This window comes from Knoellia sp. AC549 (assembly GCF_979258975.1).
Genome location: NZ_OZ409890.1, coordinates 351,889 through 367,165, shown reverse-complemented (window position 1 = coordinate 367,165; position 15,277 = coordinate 351,889). Strand labels below are relative to the sequence as shown.

Annotated in this window: 13 protein-coding genes and 2 pseudogenes; 8 read left to right on the top strand and 7 right to left on the bottom strand. The window is 68.9% G+C overall.

Annotated features, from left to right (window positions below; genetic code table 11):
- The first annotated feature begins 29 nt into the window (after positions 1–29).
- The 5 genes and pseudogenes from ACZZ98_RS01715 (at position 30) to ettA (ending at position 5,836) form a co-directional block, all read left to right on the top strand.
- Complete coding sequence (locus ACZZ98_RS01715; RefSeq protein WP_463514668.1) at positions 30–1,049, top strand: dynamin family protein; 1,020 nt, start codon at positions 30–32, stop codon at positions 1,047–1,049.
- A complete protein-coding gene (locus ACZZ98_RS01710; RefSeq protein ID WP_463514667.1) occupies positions 1,021–1,746 on the top strand; it encodes a hypothetical protein in 726 nt (241 codons plus the stop codon). Before ACZZ98_RS01715 ends, ACZZ98_RS01710 begins: the two co-directional genes overlap by 29 nt.
- Entirely contained in the window at positions 1,743–3,434 is a 1,692-nt protein-coding gene (locus ACZZ98_RS01705) for a YfjP family GTPase (RefSeq protein ID WP_463514666.1), read from the top strand. The genes ACZZ98_RS01710 and ACZZ98_RS01705 overlap by 4 nt, the downstream gene beginning before the upstream one ends.
- Positions 3,435–3,586: 152 nt before the next feature.
- Positions 3,587–4,105 (top strand): single-stranded DNA-binding protein, encoded by a 519-nt coding sequence (locus ACZZ98_RS01700; protein ID WP_463514665.1) that lies wholly within the window; start codon positions 3,587–3,589, stop codon positions 4,103–4,105.
- A gap of 47 nt (positions 4,106–4,152) precedes the next feature.
- Positions 4,153–5,836, top strand: a pseudogene (gene ettA, locus ACZZ98_RS01695) (energy-dependent translational throttle protein EttA).
- Here ettA and thpR read toward each other — a convergent pair.
- Complete coding sequence (gene thpR / locus ACZZ98_RS01690) at positions 5,823–6,401, bottom strand: RNA 2',3'-cyclic phosphodiesterase (RefSeq protein ID WP_463517705.1); 579 nt, start codon at positions 6,399–6,401, stop codon at positions 5,823–5,825. The pseudogene ettA and the gene thpR overlap by 14 nt on opposite strands.
- Before the next feature lie 224 nt (positions 6,402–6,625).
- On the opposite strand from thpR, the gene ACZZ98_RS01685 reads away from it, so the two are divergent.
- On the top strand, positions 6,626–7,369 hold the full coding sequence (locus tag ACZZ98_RS01685) for a TIGR03560 family F420-dependent LLM class oxidoreductase (RefSeq protein ID WP_463514664.1): 744 nt from the start codon (positions 6,626–6,628) through the stop codon (positions 7,367–7,369).
- Between the two features lie 9 nt (positions 7,370–7,378).
- Here the strand turns inward: ACZZ98_RS01685 and ACZZ98_RS01680 are convergent, their stop codons facing one another.
- Both ACZZ98_RS01680 and ACZZ98_RS01675 read right to left on the bottom strand, forming a co-directional pair.
- Positions 7,379–8,116: a class I SAM-dependent methyltransferase gene (locus ACZZ98_RS01680; protein WP_463514663.1), complete on the bottom strand. Its 738-nt coding sequence runs from the start codon at positions 8,114–8,116 to the stop codon at positions 7,379–7,381.
- Between the two features lie 11 nt (positions 8,117–8,127).
- Positions 8,128–8,769: a TetR/AcrR family transcriptional regulator gene (locus ACZZ98_RS01675; protein ID WP_463514662.1), complete on the bottom strand. Its 642-nt coding sequence runs from the start codon at positions 8,767–8,769 to the stop codon at positions 8,128–8,130.
- Positions 8,770–8,839: 70 nt separating this feature from the next.
- On the opposite strand from ACZZ98_RS01675, the pseudogene ACZZ98_RS01670 reads away from it, so the two are divergent.
- Positions 8,840–9,995: pseudogene (locus tag ACZZ98_RS01670) on the top strand (acyl-CoA dehydrogenase family protein).
- Between the two features lie 94 nt (positions 9,996–10,089).
- On the opposite strand, the gene ACZZ98_RS01665 reads toward ACZZ98_RS01670, so the two are convergent.
- The 4 genes from ACZZ98_RS01665 to fabG form a co-directional block, all read right to left on the bottom strand.
- The gene (locus ACZZ98_RS01665; protein ID WP_463514661.1) at positions 10,090–11,064 is read right to left on the bottom strand and encodes a hypothetical protein; all 975 of its coding nucleotides are present in this window, start codon (positions 11,062–11,064) and stop codon (positions 10,090–10,092) included.
- 121 nt (positions 11,065–11,185) lie between these two features.
- The gene (locus tag ACZZ98_RS01660) at positions 11,186–11,716 is read right to left on the bottom strand and encodes an SRPBCC family protein (protein ID WP_463514660.1); all 531 of its coding nucleotides are present in this window, start codon (positions 11,714–11,716) and stop codon (positions 11,186–11,188) included.
- Positions 11,713–12,069: an ArsR/SmtB family transcription factor gene (locus tag ACZZ98_RS01655; RefSeq protein ID WP_463514659.1), complete on the bottom strand. Its 357-nt coding sequence runs from the start codon at positions 12,067–12,069 to the stop codon at positions 11,713–11,715. Before ACZZ98_RS01655 ends, ACZZ98_RS01660 begins: the two co-directional genes overlap by 4 nt.
- A gap of 139 nt (positions 12,070–12,208) precedes the next feature.
- The gene (gene fabG, locus ACZZ98_RS01650) at positions 12,209–12,964 is read right to left on the bottom strand and encodes a 3-oxoacyl-ACP reductase FabG (RefSeq protein ID WP_463514658.1); all 756 of its coding nucleotides are present in this window, start codon (positions 12,962–12,964) and stop codon (positions 12,209–12,211) included.
- Positions 12,965–13,124: 160 nt separating this feature from the next.
- Between fabG and glgX the strand changes: the two genes are divergently transcribed.
- Positions 13,125–15,275: a glycogen debranching protein GlgX gene (gene glgX / locus ACZZ98_RS01645; RefSeq protein WP_463514657.1), complete on the top strand. Its 2,151-nt coding sequence runs from the start codon at positions 13,125–13,127 to the stop codon at positions 15,273–15,275.
- The last annotated feature ends 2 nt before the right edge of the window (positions 15,276–15,277 follow it).

The following is a 15,277-nucleotide window of genomic DNA, read 5'->3' as shown; positions in this document are numbered from 1 at the left end:
GCGTCTCGCCATTTCGTTAGGCTGAGCGCGTGACCACATCCGAGACGACCGAGGCGAGTGTCCTTGTCGAGGCCGTGACCGGACTGCGCGACGCCGTCGAGTCCTCCGTGCTCCCGCTCAGCACCCCCGGGCAGGCACGCGGCGTCACCGTGCGCCGCGAGCTCATCCAGCAGCTCGACGACTACGTCCTGCCGCGACTGCGCTCCATCGACGCACCGCTCCTCGCGGTCGTCGGAGGGTCGACCGGCGCCGGCAAGTCCACCCTGGTCAACTCGATCGTGGGGGCCCAGGTCAGCCGCTCCGGCGTGCTCCGCCCCACCACCACGAGCCCGGTGCTCGTCCACCACCCGCAGGACCGGAAGTGGTTTGCCGACCAGCGCATCCTCCCCAGCCTCGCCCGGGTCACGGGCGGCCCCGGCGAAGAGGCGGCGCCGGGCACCGTGCGGCTCGTGGACTCGTCCTCGCTCCCGCCCGGCATGGCGCTGCTGGATGCGCCCGACATCGACTCGGTCGTGCAGGCCAACCGTGAGCTCGCCGGCCAGCTGCTGTCCGCCGCCGACCTGTGGCTCTTCGTGACGACTGCTGCCCGCTACGCCGACGCCGTGCCCTGGGACCTGCTGCGCACCGCCGCCGAGCGAGGCACGGCCGTCGCCATCGTCCTGGACCGCATCGCTCCCGAGGCCGTCGACGAGATCCGCCCCCACCTCGCAGCCATGTTGCGCGAGCAGGGACTCCCGACCGCCCCTATCTTCACCGTGCCCGAGGCCACGCTGTCGCCCGAGGGCTTCCTCCCACCCGAGGCCATGGGCCGGCTCAAGGCCTGGCTCGATGCCCTCGCCGGAGATGCCAGGGCCCGCTCCGTCGTCGTGAGCCAGACCCTCAAGGGCGCGATGAGCTCGACTTTCGGGTCGCACGGCCACCCTGGCCGAGGTCTCCGACGAACAGGCCTCGGCCGCCGAGGCGTTGACGGCGGCGGCATCCGGCAACTACGAGCGCGCGACCCAGGGCGTCAGGGACGGCATGACCGACGGCACGCTCCTGCGCGGTGAGGTCCTCGCCCGCTGGCAGGAGTTCGTCGGCACGGGCGAGTTCTTCCGCCAGATCGAGTCAACCCTGTCCAAGTGGCGCGACAAGCTCACGGCTGCCGTCAAGGGTCAGCCGGCGCCCGCCGAGGACCTGGGCGAGGCGCTCCAGTCGGGCGTCGCCAACCTCCTCGTCTCCCATGCCTCCGCGGCCTCGGCCGACACGGCCCGCGAGTGGCGTCGCCTGCCCGGTGGCGACACCCTGCTGGCCGACCACCCCGAGCTGGCCAAGCCGTCCGCCGACTTCAACCTCCGCGTCGAGGCCATGGTGCGCCAGTGGCAGGGGGAGGTCTTCGACATCGTCCGCAACGAGGGCGGCAACCGACGCACCAACGCCCGCATCGCGGCATACGGCGTCAACGGCATCGGGCTCTTCCTCATGCTCGTCTCGTTCGCCGCGACCGGTGGGCTCACCGGCGCCGAGGTCGGCATCGCGGGCGGCACGTCCGTGCTGGCCCAGCGCGTCCTCGAGGCGATCTTCGGGGACCAGGCCGTGCGCGAGATGGCGGCCAAGGCGCGAGCGAGCCTGCTGGCCCACGTCGCCGAGCTCTACGAGACCGAAGAGCAGAGGTATGCCGCAGTCGTCGCCTCCGTGGGTGACACCGCGGAGCAGTCGGCCGCGCTCCACGCGGCAGCGACCCGTGTGCGCGAGGTCGCCGCATGAGCCCACTTCGCATGGGCAGCGCCACGATCAAGGGTGTGTCCGCCGAGTCGCTGACCGCTGCCTCCACCTCGCTCAGCGCCGCCATCGAGAGTGGCGGCTCCGAGCTGCCTCCCGCGCCCGTCGCCAAGGCCACGGCCGTCGTCACCAAGGTGGGGGAGCGGACATCGCTCGTCGGCGGCCACACGGTCGTCGCGCTGGCCGGTGCCACGGGCAGTGGCAAGTCGTCCCTCTTCAACCAGCTCGTCGGCTCCGACGTCGCCACCGTCGGAGCGCGCCGTCCCACCACGTCCAAGCCGGCTGCGGGCGTCTGGGGCGACGAACCCGCCGGACCGCTTCTCGACTGGCTCGGTGTCGCAACCCGGCACCACGTCGCCGCCGACCAGACCAGCGACAAGGCCAGTGACAAGGCCGGCAACAAAAGGATCGGCTCCCTCGACGGGCTGGTTCTGCTCGACCTGCCCGACTTCGACTCCCGCGAGACCTCGAACCGGGTCGAGGCCGAGCGCGTCCTCGAGCTCGTCGACGTGTTCGTCTGGGTCACCGACCCGCAGAAGTATGCCGACGCGCGCCTCCACGACGACTACGTCTCGGCGCTCGCGACCCACGATGCCGTCACCATCGTCGTGCTCAACCAGGTCGACCGCCTCAGTGACTCGGAGATCGACCAGTGCGTCACCGACCTCACCCGGCTCATGGCTCGTGACGGCATCGCCAAGGCCACCGTCATCCCCACCTCGGCGCGCACCGGCCGCGGCCTGGACGTCCTGGGCCAGCGACTCAGCAACGCCGTCTCCGGCTCGAATGCCGCCAGGGCTCGTCTGGCGGCGGACGTGCGGCAGTCGGCCGCAGCCCTGCGTCCGGGCGTGGCCGACTCCGAGCCGGCCATCAAGGCCAAGGGGGAGGGCGAGCTCGTGGACGCCCTGGCCCGGGCCGCGGGGGTCCCCACCGTCGTGCGGGCCGTCGAGCGCGACTACTCGATGCAGGCCGTCAGCCACACCGGTTGGCCGATGACGCGATGGGTGCAGCGCCTCCGACCGCGACCGCTGCGTCGGCTGCGCCTCGACACAGGCCGTGACGACATCGGCGTGACGCAGGCCGACGTCCGCTCCGTGCTGGGCCGCTCGTCACTGCCGCCACCCACGCCGGCTGCACGCGCCGCTGTCGACCTCGCGACCCGACGGCTCGCCGACAGGGCGGGCTCGACGCTGCCCACTCCGTGGGGCGACGCCATCGACGCTGCCGCTGCGCCCCCCGGCCATGCGATGTCCGACGCCCTCGACCAGGCCGTGATCCACACGTCGCTGCGTTCGCGCACCCCCGTGTGGTGGCGGGTCGTCGGCCTCATCCAGATCCTGCTCGCCCTTGCTGCACTGGCGGGCGCACTGTGGTTCGTCGTCCTCTGGGTGCTGGGCTGGCTCCAGTTCCCCAGCATCGAGACCCCCATGTGGGGGCCGTTGCCCTGGCCGTTCGTGCTGCTCGTCGGAGGCATCGCGGCGGGTCTGCTGCTGGCACTGGTCTCGCGCTTCCTCGCCGGCATCGGAGCCCGTCGTCGGGGATCGGTCATCAACGGCCGGCTGCGCGACTCCATCGCGGTCGTGGCCGACGAGCGGATCCTCTCGCCGGTGACGGCCATCCTCGAGCGGCACCGCGAGACGCGCCAGCACATCGACGCGGCCGCGAAGGTCTGAGCCCCTCCGAGCACGGGGTCGCTGTCCACAACGCAGCGGTCCAACCGGGGCTGTCCACAGATCCCGGAGTCAGGGTTGTCGCGTCGATCGGCCTTGCCGAGGCTGTCATCAGCGCACCGCACGAGCGGTGCCTGATCAGCAGAGGAGCAGCCATGCAGGACACCATCGTGACCGTCCACGGACGCCTCGTCGCCGACCCCGAGGTCTGCGTGGGGCGTAGCGGTCAGCCCTACGCGAAGTTCCGGGTCGCCTCGACTCCACGTCGACCGGTCTCCGGTCAGCCGGGTGCCTTCGAGGACGGCGACACGGCGTTCTACACCGTCTACGCCTTCCGCAACCTCGGTGCCAACATCGTGAAGTCCTTCACCAAGGGCGAGCCGGTCGTCGTCCACGGACGTCTGCGGGTGCGCGAGTTCCAGCGCGAGGACAAGTCCTACGGGACGTCGGTCAACATCGACGCCAACGTCGCGGGGCACGACCTCAGCTGGGGTCAGGCCGCCTACGAGAAGGTCGCCAAGCCGTCCTACGGGTCCGGGGACCGGATGGACGACGCCTTCGGAGCGGAGGAGGAGGCGGAGGGCTACGGGGACCCGGAGCGCGACGACTACCTCCTGGCGGAGCGTCCGGCCGACGTCACCTCGGGGCCGTTGGTCCAGGAGGCGGCGGCCTGACCGCAAACGGATTCGGGTATGGGGCGGGCAGTCGATAGCCTTGCCCCATGCCCGAGTTCATTTATGTCATGTCGCGCGCCCGCAAGGCCCACGGCGACAAGGTCATCCTCGATGACGTCACGCTGTCGTTCCTGCCCGGCGCCAAGATCGGCGTCGTCGGCCCCAATGGTGCCGGCAAGTCGTCCGTCCTCAAGATCATGGCGGGCCTGGACCAGCCCTCCAACGGTGAGGCGCGACTGACCCCGGGCTACAGCGTCGGCATCCTCATGCAGGAGCCCGAGCTCAACGAGGACAAGACCGTCCTCGGCAACGTCGAGGAGGGTGCCGGCGAGATCAAGGCCAAGCTCGACCGTTACAACGCCATCTCCGAGGAGATGGGTGAGCCGGACGCCGACTTCGACAGCCTCATGGTCGAGATGGGCAAGCTGCAGGAGGACATCGACGCTGCCGACGCGTGGGACCTCGACTCCCAGCTCGAGCAGGCGATGGACGCGCTGCGCTGCCCGCCGCCGGACGCCGACGTCACCGTGCTCTCCGGTGGCGAGCGTCGACGGGTCGCCCTGTGCAAGCTGCTCCTCCAGAAGCCCGACCTGCTCCTCCTCGACGAGCCCACCAACCACCTCGACGCCGAGTCGGTCCTGTGGCTCGAGCAGCACCTCGCCGCCTACCACGGCGCCGTCGTCGCCGTGACCCACGACCGCTACTTCATGGACAACGTGGCCGAGTGGATCCTCGAGCTCGACCGGGGGCGTGCCTACCCCTACGAGGGCAACTACTCGACCTACCTCGAGAAGAAGCAGGCCCGCCTCCAGGTCCAGGGCAAGAAGGACCAGAAGCTTCTCCAAGCGCCTCGCCGACGAGCTCGAGTGGGTGCGCTCCAACGCCAAGGCCCGCCAGACGAAGTCCAAGGCCCGGCTGGCCCGCTACGAGGAGATGGCCGCCGAGGCCGACCGCACCCGCAAGCTGGACTTCGACGAGATCCAGATCCCGCCAGGCCCGCGGCTGGGCAGCAAGGTCATCGAGGTCAAGGACCTCAAGAAGGGCTTCGGCGACCGCGTCCTCATCGACGGGCTGTCGTTCTCGTTGCCGCGCAACGGGATCGTCGGTGTCATCGGCGCCAACGGTGTCGGCAAGACCACGCTCTTCAAGACCATCGTCGGCCTCGAGTCCGCGGACGGTGGAGTCGTCGACGTTGGCGAGACGGTGAAGATCTCCTACGTCGACCAGAGCCGTGGCGGCCTCGACCCCAACAAGAACCTCTGGGAGACGGTGTCCGGTGGGCACGACTACATCCAGGTCGGTCAGGTCGAGATCCCGTCTCGCGCCTACGTCTCGCAGTTCGGTTTCAAGGGGCCCGACCAGCAGAAGAAGGCCGGAGTCCTCTCCGGTGGCGAGCGCAACCGCCTCAACCTCGCGCTGACCCTCAAGGAGGGTGGCAACCTGCTCCTCCTCGACGAGCCGACCAACGACCTCGACGTCGAGACCCTGGGCTCGCTCGAGAACGCCCTGCTCGAGTTCCCCGGCTGCGCCGTGGTCATCAGCCACGACCGGTGGTTCCTCGACCGGGTGGCGTCGCACATCCTCGCCTACGAGGGCACCGAGGAGAACCCGGGCAACTGGTACTGGTTCGAGGGCAACTTCGAGGCCTACGAGGCCAACAAGATCGAGCGCCTGGGTGAGGATGCGGCTCGACCGCACCGCGTCACCTACCGCAAGCTCACCCGCGACTGAGGTCAGCGCCGAGAGGGCAGGCCGCCACCGCTTCGTAGTGGGGCCTGCCCTTTCCCGTGCCCCGGTGCGACACGAAGACCGTCACCTCGTCAGCGGTCCAGGATGGGCCGGCATACGCATCCATGACACGCAGCCAGCGGGTCGCCTCGAAGGGGCGACGCGAGCGCGCCAGGGTGAGGTGTGGGCGGTAGTCACCGCCCGCGGGTGAGGCCCCGACGCGTCCACACGCACGCCGCACACCGAGTGCCAGGTGCTCGAGCCCGACGAGGCCTCCGGGTGCGTCGGAGCGAACGTCCATCCACACGACCCGGGCGTCGGCGACCGACGGGAAGACGCCAGCACCGCTGAGCTGCAACGCCATGGGCTGGTGCTGGATCGCCACGCCGGCGATCTCGTCGATGACCTCGTCGACGATGCGCTCCTGCACGTCGGCCATGAAGGCCAGGGTCACGTGCCAGAGGTGGGGTGGGGTCCATCGCAGCCCGGACTCGACGTCACGTCGCACCTCGACGAAGGCGTCGAGGTCGGTGTGAGCGGCCGGTGACGGCACGATCGCGGCAAACATTCGCACGGCGCCATTGTGCTTGCCACCGATCCGGAAGTCTGCGCAGGATCACCACATGCGCTGTGGACTGCAGGTCTCCTCCTTCTCCTGGCCGAACGCCCCGGCGTCCATCGGCCCCACCTTCCGGCGCATCGCCCAGAATGCCGAGGGCGCGGGCATGGCCTCGCTCTGGGTGATGGACCACTTCTTCCAGATCGAGATGATCGGCCCGCCGGAAGCTCGAGATGCTCGAGGGCTACACCGCCCTGGCGTATGCCGCAGCAGCCACCGAACGCATCGAGCTCGGCACGCTCGTCACCGGGGTGACCTACCGGCACCCGGGCCTGCTCGCCAAGACCGTCACCACGCTCGACGTGCTCTCCGGTGGGCGGGCGTGGCTGGGCATCGGCGCAGCATGGAACGAGGAGGAGCACCGAGGGCTCGGCGTGCCGTATCCCGGTGTGTCAGAGCGGTTCGAGCGGCTCGAGGAGACGTTGCACATCACACGCCGGATGTTCGACGGCGACCAGAGACCGTATGCCGGCAGGCACTTCACGCTCGAACGTCCCCTCAACGTCCCTCCGCCCCTGCGCCGCACGCCGATCCTCGTCGGCGGCAGTGGGCCGAAGAAGACACTGCGGCTCGTGGCGAAGTACGCCGACGCGTGCAACCTGTTCGACGCCGGGCCGGAGGCGATGGCGGCCCGACTCGCGATCCTGCGCGGACACTGCGACGACGTCGGCCGCGATCCTGGCGAGATCGAGGTCACCGCCCTGTCGCGACTCACCCTGGGGCGCTCCGGTGGCACCTCAGCTCGTGGAGAGCCGGTGAGGTCGGTGGACGAGGCGGTCGACCACTACGGCACCCTGGCCGCGGTGGGACTCGACCACGTCATCCTGTCCATGTCCAACGACACGGACGACACGGCATACGACCTCGTGGGTGAGCTGGTCCGTCAGCTCGAATCGGTCACCTCGGGCACGTGGTGACCCGCTGCGTCAGCGTGGGTCGCTGACCTTCGTCGCGGCCACGAAGACGGAGCTGCCGAACGGGAGGTCGGTGCGCTGGAGGACGGCGTGGTCGAGCTTCGTGAGCCCCATGAGCACGTGGTGCAGGGCCCGCGGGACCGCGGGGACCTCGACGACGTCGGCGGGACCCGTGTGCTTGCGGTCGCGCAGCCTCCGCACGATGCGTTCGGCGACGAACCCTGGGAAGACGGACGTGAAGGCATAGGTTGCCCGTTCCACCTTGAAGCCGGCGCGCTCGACGGCGGCAACCGCGCGACCCCTGGTGTAGCGGCGGAAGTGCCCGTTGGCCACGTCGAAGTCGGTCCAGGCCCACTGGTAGGCCGGCACTGCCATGAGGAAGCGTCCTCCGGGGCGCAGCACCCGGTTGACCTCCGCGAGCGCCTCGGCCTCGGGTTCGCAGTGCTCGATCACGTCGAAGGCGGAGACCATGTCGAAGCCCGAGTCGGCAAAGGGGAGGGAGAGGGCCGAGCCGCAGACCCCGTTGGCGCCGAGACCCCGCGGGTCGATGTCGAGGGAGGCGAGCTGTCGTGTCCCGTCATGGAGCCAGCTCGCGCTAGGGCCGTCGGCGCTGCCGATGTCGAGGACCGTCGTGCAGTCGGTCGCGAAGTCGCTCAGCGCCGCGTGGAGGAGGTCGGTGCGGGCGAGGTACCACCAGTAGTCGGGCTGGGCGATCGACGGGGAGCCCCCGTGTCCTCCGGCGTCGGTCATGGGCCGAGAGCCTAGCGTCGGGCGACGAGGCGCACCGCAAGGTCCCCGTTGGTGCGACCGATGTCCTCGGGGGTGCGGCGGATCTCGGGGGAGTACCAACGCGCCACGTCCACGGCCATGGAGAGCAGGGCCAGCGCGGTGCCGGGGACGTCGTCCACCTCGAAGTCGCCGCGGGTCACACCGTCGGTGAGGACGCCTCGCACCACCTGGTCGATCTCCTTGCGCAGGGTGAGCACCGTGTCGCGGTGCTCCGGCGTGAGGTGGCGGAACTCGTACTGGACGATCCGGCCGAGCTGGTGGTGCTCGGCGTGCCACCTGGAGAAGCCGGCGAGGATCGAGCGCAGGGCCTCGGTCGGTGAGGCTGCGGCTTCGGCAGCGGCGACGAGCTGGTCACGGGCCGTCTGGTGACCTCGCCGGCTCAGCTGGAAGAGGAGGTCCTCCTTGGACGTGAAGTGCACATAGACGCCCGCGGGGGAGAGGCCGGCGCGGGAGGCGATGTCGCGGGTCGTCGTGGCGTGAAAGCCCTTCTCGGAGAACGCATCAGCCGCCGCCATCATGAGACGGAGCACGGTGGCACCGGCTGTGTCGCCGGAGTCCTCGAGAGTCGCGAGGATGCTCTGCTCCGACTGCGGTGCTCCGGTGGTGGCCGACATGTTGACAGCATGCCCGAGGCCGGGTTGACTAAGCAAGCGCTTAGTCAACCGTGTTCTGCCGAGGAGTGCCATGCCCCGCAACATCTACGACGACGACCACGAGGCCTTCCGGGGCTCCGTTCGTGAGTTCGTCGAGCGGACCCTCAAGCCTCGTGCCGAGGAGATGATCCGCGAGCACGTCATCCCGCGCGACATCTGGGTGGAGGCGGGCAAGCAGGGCTTCTTCGGTCTGGGCATCCCCGAGGAGTTCGGGGGCGCGGGCATCGTGGACTACCGCTTCAACGCGGTCGTGGCCGAGGAGCTCGCCAAGTTCAACGCCGCGACGTCCTCGTGCTTCGGCATCCACTCCGACATCACCGCGCCCTACATCGTCGCGCTGGGCACCCAGGAGCAGAAGGAGCGCTGGCTCCCGCAGGTCGTCACCGGCGAGAAGATCCTCTCCATCGGCATGACCGAGCCCTCGGGCGGCTCCGACCTCGCCGCGCTCAAGTCGTCGGCGGTCAAGGCCGACGACGGCAGCGGCGACTGGATCATCAACGGGTCCAAGACCTTCATCACCAACGGCCACCAGTGCGACGTCGCCGTCGTGGCCATCCGCACCGACCCGAGCAAGGGCGCCAAGGGCATCTCGCTCTTCGTGCTCGAGGCGGAGGACGAGGGCTTCTCCAAGGGCAAGCCGCTCGACAAGGTGGGCCAGCCCGAGTCCGACACCTCCGAGCTCTTCTTCGAGAACGTGCGGGTCCCTGCCGACCGGCTCCTCGGCGAGCCCGGCATGGGGTTCATCTCGATGATGCAGAAGCTTCCCGCAGGAGCGGCTCGGCAACGCGATCGCCAACATCGCCAACTGCCGCCAGATCCTCGAGGAGACGATCGACTACACCAAGGAGCGCAAGGCGTTCGGTCAGCCGATCGGCGCCTTCCAGCACAACAAGTTCAAGATCGCCGAGCTGGTCACCAAGGTCGAGGTCACCGAGGCCTACATCGACGACTGTGTCGTCGCGCATGCCGAGGGCAAGCTCACCGCGGTCGACGCGGCCAAGGCCAAGTGGTGGGCCGCCGAGGTGCAGTGCGACGTCCTGGACGAGTGCGTCCAGCTGCACGGCGGCTACGGCTTCATGAACGAGTACCGCGTGGCGCGCGCCTGGAAGGACGCCCGGGTCCACAAGATCTGGGCCGGCACGAACGAGATCATGAAGGAGCTCATCGGCCGCGACCTCGGCCTCTGAGGCGTCAGCCCCCCGTCCCGAAGGTCGAGAGGAGAGAACACGCTGGGTATGCCGGCCGGCATACGGCGAGTTCTCTCCTCTCGACTGTGTCTGGTCACGTGATTCTCAGGCTTGACCGGTCCAAACCCAGCAGCCGGGCGACCGCCTCCATGGTCGTGATCCGCCGTGGTCGTCGGTAGACGTCCTCGGCGAACAGCTCACGCACGAACCACCCCCTGTCTTCCAGGAGGTGGCGACGGTTCGCATCGATGCTGCGGCGTCCGATCGGCGCATGGTCGGCGCCCTGGTACTCGGCGATGACGCGCTCGCGTCGCCACACCAGGTCACCCTCGGCAAGGAACTCGCCGATCTCGTCGCGGACCACGCCTCCCGGCTCCGGTTCGGGGAACCCGGCACGCACGAACATCAGCCTGGCCCGGGTCTCCATCGGAGAGCGAACCCTGGGGCGAATCAGCTGTAGGGCTTGGCGCAGAAGGACTTTGCCGCGTGGTCTGACCCGTGCGTGCAGGGCTTCGTGCAGGGCACGCGTTCCTGGTGAGGTGCGCGACCCGGACGGCACGTCGATGCCTGACTGCTGGTCGACCCGCGCCACGACGGCATCTCCGAAGACGACGAGATCGTCGAGAGACAGACGCCCCCGACGCAGTTCGCCGAGGTCGACCCACGTGTCTGCCGGGCCCACGACTCGCACGCCGACGAGCTCGAGTGTCGAGCGGAGCTCGAGGCCGCGGTGACCCGTGCAGCCCTTGCGCAGCACCCGTCCGTCCTTCGTGCGAGCCATGACATGGAGCGGGCCGCTGCTCGCCTCCTCCTCGAGGAGGGCGGGAAGTGGAAGCGACTGCAGCACCGCGGAGGTGAGGTGGGAAAAGGCCCGATCGGACGGCATGCCCACGCTGTAGGCCGCGGCGCGCGTCGCGAGGGTGCTCGGAGGGGTGCAGACATGTGCCCCTCGCGTCGGATGCTCGAGATCACCGCGCCGCAGCCGTGATCCCGTAAGTCCCAGCTCGCGAGCTCGGGCCGTGCTGAACGGTCCGGCGACGAGCTCCTCGGGAAGGGGCGATGGCTGCATCCACCGAGGATGGCGAAGTTTGGAGAAGCCGCCGGTTGGTCATCCACAGGCTCGGTCGAGAGGAGAGAACACGCCGGGTATGCCGGCCGGCATACGGCGCGTTCTCTCCTCTCGACTCGTGTCAGCTGGCTTCGGCGGCGAGCTCGAGCACGACGTCGTCGATGGCGTCGTAGGAGGTCTGCATCCCACTCTCCATGCCCGAGTCGAGGACGGCCTGGACGGTCTCGGGGGAGTCGTAGGTGATGACCGCACGCAGCTCGGTCTTGCCGTCGGTCTCGGTGTAGGTGGTGTCGATGACCGAGTAGGGGCTGTCGATGTTGTCGAACTTCTCGGTGTGCACGAGCCGGCCCGGACGCTCGATCTGCTTGTAGTGGCCCGAGAACGACACCTCGTCGCCGGTGGAGCCGGCGGTCTGGGCGAAGTGCCAGGCGCCACCGACCCGGAGGTCGACCTCGCAGGCGGTCATGGTGCCGTGTCCGGCGCCCCACCACCGGCGGATGTGCTCGGGGTTGGTCATGGCCTCGAAGACGAGCTCGGCGGAGGCCGGGAAGGTGCGGGTGATGACCATCTCCGAGCCGGAGGTGGTGACGGTGGCGCGCTCGTGGGCGCCCGTGGCGTGCTGGCTGGACTGCTGGACGGACTCGGTGCTCATGCTGGGAACTCCTTGGGTTCGCCCTCGTCGGAGGGCTCGTGGATGGTCGCGAGGTAGGTGCCGAGGTTGTCGAACTGCTCTTCCCAGTGCTGGCGATAGAGCTCGAGCCACGACGTCGCGTCCTTGAGGGGTGCGACCGAGATCCGGCAGTGGCGCCGCTGCCCATCTCGGCTCTTGGTGACCAGGCCGGCGCGCTCGAGGACCGAGAGGTGCTTCGAGATTGCCGGCAGTGACATGGCGAACGGCTCGGCGAGCTCGCCGACCGTGGCCTCGCCCGAGGAGAGGCGAGCCAGGATGGCCCGCCTCGTCGGGTCGGCCAGGGCGGCGAACGTGGAGCTGAGTGCGTCGGTCACGTTGTTAACCTAACGGATAATTAACCAGATGGTCAAGAGTCTTTCGGAAGGTTCTTCGCTCCGGCTGCGACGAGCGCGACAGGGCATGGCGAAGCGTCATGGCCGGGACGAGTGGACGACGAGGTGGCTGGACCGGCCGTCAGTCGAGGGGCCCACCAGCGACATAGATCACCTGACCGGACACGAAGCCGGCCTCCTCGGAGCAGAGGAAGGAGATCGTCGCCGCGATGTCCTCGGGCTGGCCGACCCGCTGCACCGGCGTCTGCGAGGCCGCGTGGGCAAGGAAGTCCTCGAACGAGACGCCCAGCCGCTCCGCCGTCGCCGCGGTCATGTCGGTCTGGATGAAGCCCGGTGCCACGGCGTTGGCGGTGACGCCGAACTTGCCGAGCTCGATCGCCAGCGTCTTGGTGAACCCCTGGAGCCCCGCCTTGGCCGCCGAGTAGTTGGCCTGACCGCGGTTGCCCTGCGCCGAGGACGAGGAGAGGTTGACGATCCGGCCGAACTTCTCGGCCGTCATGTGGGCCTGGCACGCCTTGGCCATGAGGAAGGCCCCGCGCAGGTGCACGTTGATGACCGAGTCCCAGTCGGACTCGCTCATCCTGAAGAGGAGGTTGTCGCGGATGATGCCGGCATTGTTGACCAGCACGACGGGCGGACCCAGCTCGTCGGCGATGCGCGCCACCCCCGCCTCGACCTGCTCGGCATCGGTGACGTCGATCCCCACCCCTAGGGCCGACCCGCCGACTTCACGGATGCCGGCGGCGACCACGTCGCAGGCCGACTCGTCGAGGTCGACCACTGCCACGGCGAGACCATCCGCAGCCAGGCGCCGGGCGGTGGCCGCACCGATGCCACGAGCGGCTCCGGTGACAAGGGCGGTGCGAGCGTGCGTCACGGCCGGTTCCTCTGGGTAGGGGGACGTTGGGTAGGTTGGCCAACTGCGCGAACCATACCCAGCCGAGAGTTCCGGACGGCTGCTCGCGCCACGTGGGCCGCCGTCGTCCCGTGTGAGGAGTGCACCGAGCTTGACACAAGACACGATGTTGGAGGCGGCCATGGAGATCTGGCCCGGAACGGCATACCCCCTGGGTGCCACGTACGACGGCAGCGGAGTCAACTTCGCCCTGTTCAGCGAGATCGCCGAGGAGGTGGAGCTCTGCCTCATCGACGACGAGGGCGTCGAGACCAGGATCGAGATGCCGGAGGTCGACCACTTCGTGTGGCACTGCTACCTGCCCGGCCTGCAGCCGGGACAGCGCTACGGCTACCGCGTGCACGGGCCCTACGAGCCCGAGGCCGGGCACCGGTGTGACCCCAGCAAGCTGCTGCTCGACCCCTACGCCAAGGCGATCGAGGGGCAGGTGTCCAACGACCAGGCCCTGTTCTCCTACGACTTCCTCGACCCGTCCCAGCGCAACACCGAGGACTCGCTCGGCAAGACGATGCTCAGCGTCGTCATCAACCCCTACTTCGACTGGGGTCACGACCGGCCCCCGCGCCACGAGTACCACGACACCGTGATCTACGAGGCCCACGTCAAGGGCCTGACGATGACCCACCCGGACCTCCCTGAGGAGATCCGCGGGACGTATGCCGCGATCGGCCACCCGGTGATCATCGACCACCTCAAGGGCCTCGGCATCAACGCGATCGAGCTCATGCCGGTCCACCAGTTCGTCCAGGACACCTCGTTGCAGGCCAAGGGTCTGACGAACTACTGGGGCTACAACACCATCGGGTTCCTCGCGCCGCACAACTCCTACGCGCAGGGGCAGCAGGGCCAGCAGGTGACCGAGTTCAAGGCGATGGTCAAGGCGCTGCACGAGGCCGGCATCGAGGTCATCCTCGACGTCGTCTACAACCACACGGCCGAGGGCAACGAGTTCGGCCCGACCATCTGCTTCCGCGGCATCGACAACGCGAGCTACTACCGCCTCGTCGACTCCGACAAGCAGCACTACTACGACACGACCGGCACGGGCAACAGCCTGCTCATGCGCAGCCCGCACGTCCTGCAGCTCATCATGGACTCGCTGCGCTACTGGGTCACCGAGATGCACGTCGACGGCTTCCGGTTCGACCTCGCCGCCACGCTGGCCCGCCAGTTCCACGAGGTCGACAAGCTCTCGGCCTTCTTCGACCTCATCCAGCAGGACCCGGTCATCTCCCAGGTCAAGCTCATCGCCGAGCCGTGGGACGTCGGCGACGGCGGCTACCAGGTCGGCAACTTCCCGCCACTGTGGACGGAGTGGAACGGCAAGTACCGCGACACGGTCCGCGACTTCTGGCGCGGCGTGCCGGCGACGCTCGGCGAGTTCGCTTCGCGCATCACCGGCTCGAGCGACCTCTACGAGCACAGCGGTCGCCGGCCCATCGCGTCGATCAACTTCATCACCGCCCACGACGGCTTCACCCTGCGTGACGTCGTGTCTTACAACGACAAGCACAACGAGGCCAACGGCGAGGACGGGAACGACGGCGAGAGCCACAACAACTCCTGGAACCACGGGGTCGAGGGGCCGACCGACGACCCCGAGATCCGAGCCCTGCGGCTGCGCCAGGTGCGCAACTTCCTCACGACCCTGCTGCTCTCGCAGGGAGTGCCGATGATCAGCCACGGTGACGAGATCGGTCGCACCCAGGACGGCAACAACAACGTCTACTGCCAGGACAACGAGCTGGCCTGGGTCGACTGGGACCTCGACGAGGACCAGCTCCAGCTGCTGGAGTTCACCAAGGCAGTCGTGCGGCTGCGCCTGAGCCACCCCGTCTTCAAGCGTCGGCGCTTCTTCGCCGGGTCCGCCGATCACGGCGGCCAGTCGACGCTGGGCGACATCTACTGGCTCCAGCCGTCCGGCGAGCCGATGGCCGAGGACGGCTGGGACGGGTCAGCCCTGCAGGTCACGATGTGGCTCAACGGCGGTGCCATCTACGAGCCTGACAGCAGAGGTCAGTCCATCACCGACGACGACTTCCTCGTCTTCTTCAACGCCGACCACGAGGAGACGTCGTTCACGATCCCCTCGCAGCAGTGGGGCGAGCGCTGGGTCACCGAGGTCGACACGTGCGCCGACGTGGTCGACGCCGACTGGCACGAGGCCGGGTCGCAGATCCCTGTCGGCCCACGCGCGATGGTCGTCCTCCGGAGCCCGCGTGAGCCCATCACGCACCCGGTGGGTGCCGCGAACCCCGACCGCGTGCTCTGATG

Coding starts and splice junctions, on each gene's coding strand:
- ACZZ98_RS01710 (WP_463514667.1), top strand. CDS start 1,021: ATGACCGACGGCACGCTCCTGCGCGGTGAGGTCCTCGCCCGCTGGCAG.
- ACZZ98_RS01705 (WP_463514666.1), top strand. CDS start 1,743: ATGAGCCCACTTCGCATGGGCAGCGCCACGATCAAGGGTGTGTCCGCC.
- ACZZ98_RS01700 (WP_463514665.1), top strand. CDS start 3,587: ATGCAGGACACCATCGTGACCGTCCACGGACGCCTCGTCGCCGACCCC.
- thpR (WP_463517705.1), bottom strand. CDS start 6,401: ATGTTTGCCGCGATCGTGCCGTCACCGGCCGCTCACACCGACCTCGAC.
- ACZZ98_RS01685 (WP_463514664.1), top strand. CDS start 6,626: ATGCTCGAGGGCTACACCGCCCTGGCGTATGCCGCAGCAGCCACCGAA.
- ACZZ98_RS01680 (WP_463514663.1), bottom strand. CDS start 8,116: ATGACCGACGCCGGAGGACACGGGGGCTCCCCGTCGATCGCCCAGCCC.
- ACZZ98_RS01675 (WP_463514662.1), bottom strand. CDS start 8,769: ATGTCGGCCACCACCGGAGCACCGCAGTCGGAGCAGAGCATCCTCGCG.
- ACZZ98_RS01665 (WP_463514661.1), bottom strand. CDS start 11,064: ATGCAGCCATCGCCCCTTCCCGAGGAGCTCGTCGCCGGACCGTTCAGC.
- ACZZ98_RS01660 (WP_463514660.1), bottom strand. CDS start 11,716: ATGAGCACCGAGTCCGTCCAGCAGTCCAGCCAGCACGCCACGGGCGCC.
- glgX (WP_463514657.1), top strand. CDS start 13,125: ATGGAGATCTGGCCCGGAACGGCATACCCCCTGGGTGCCACGTACGAC.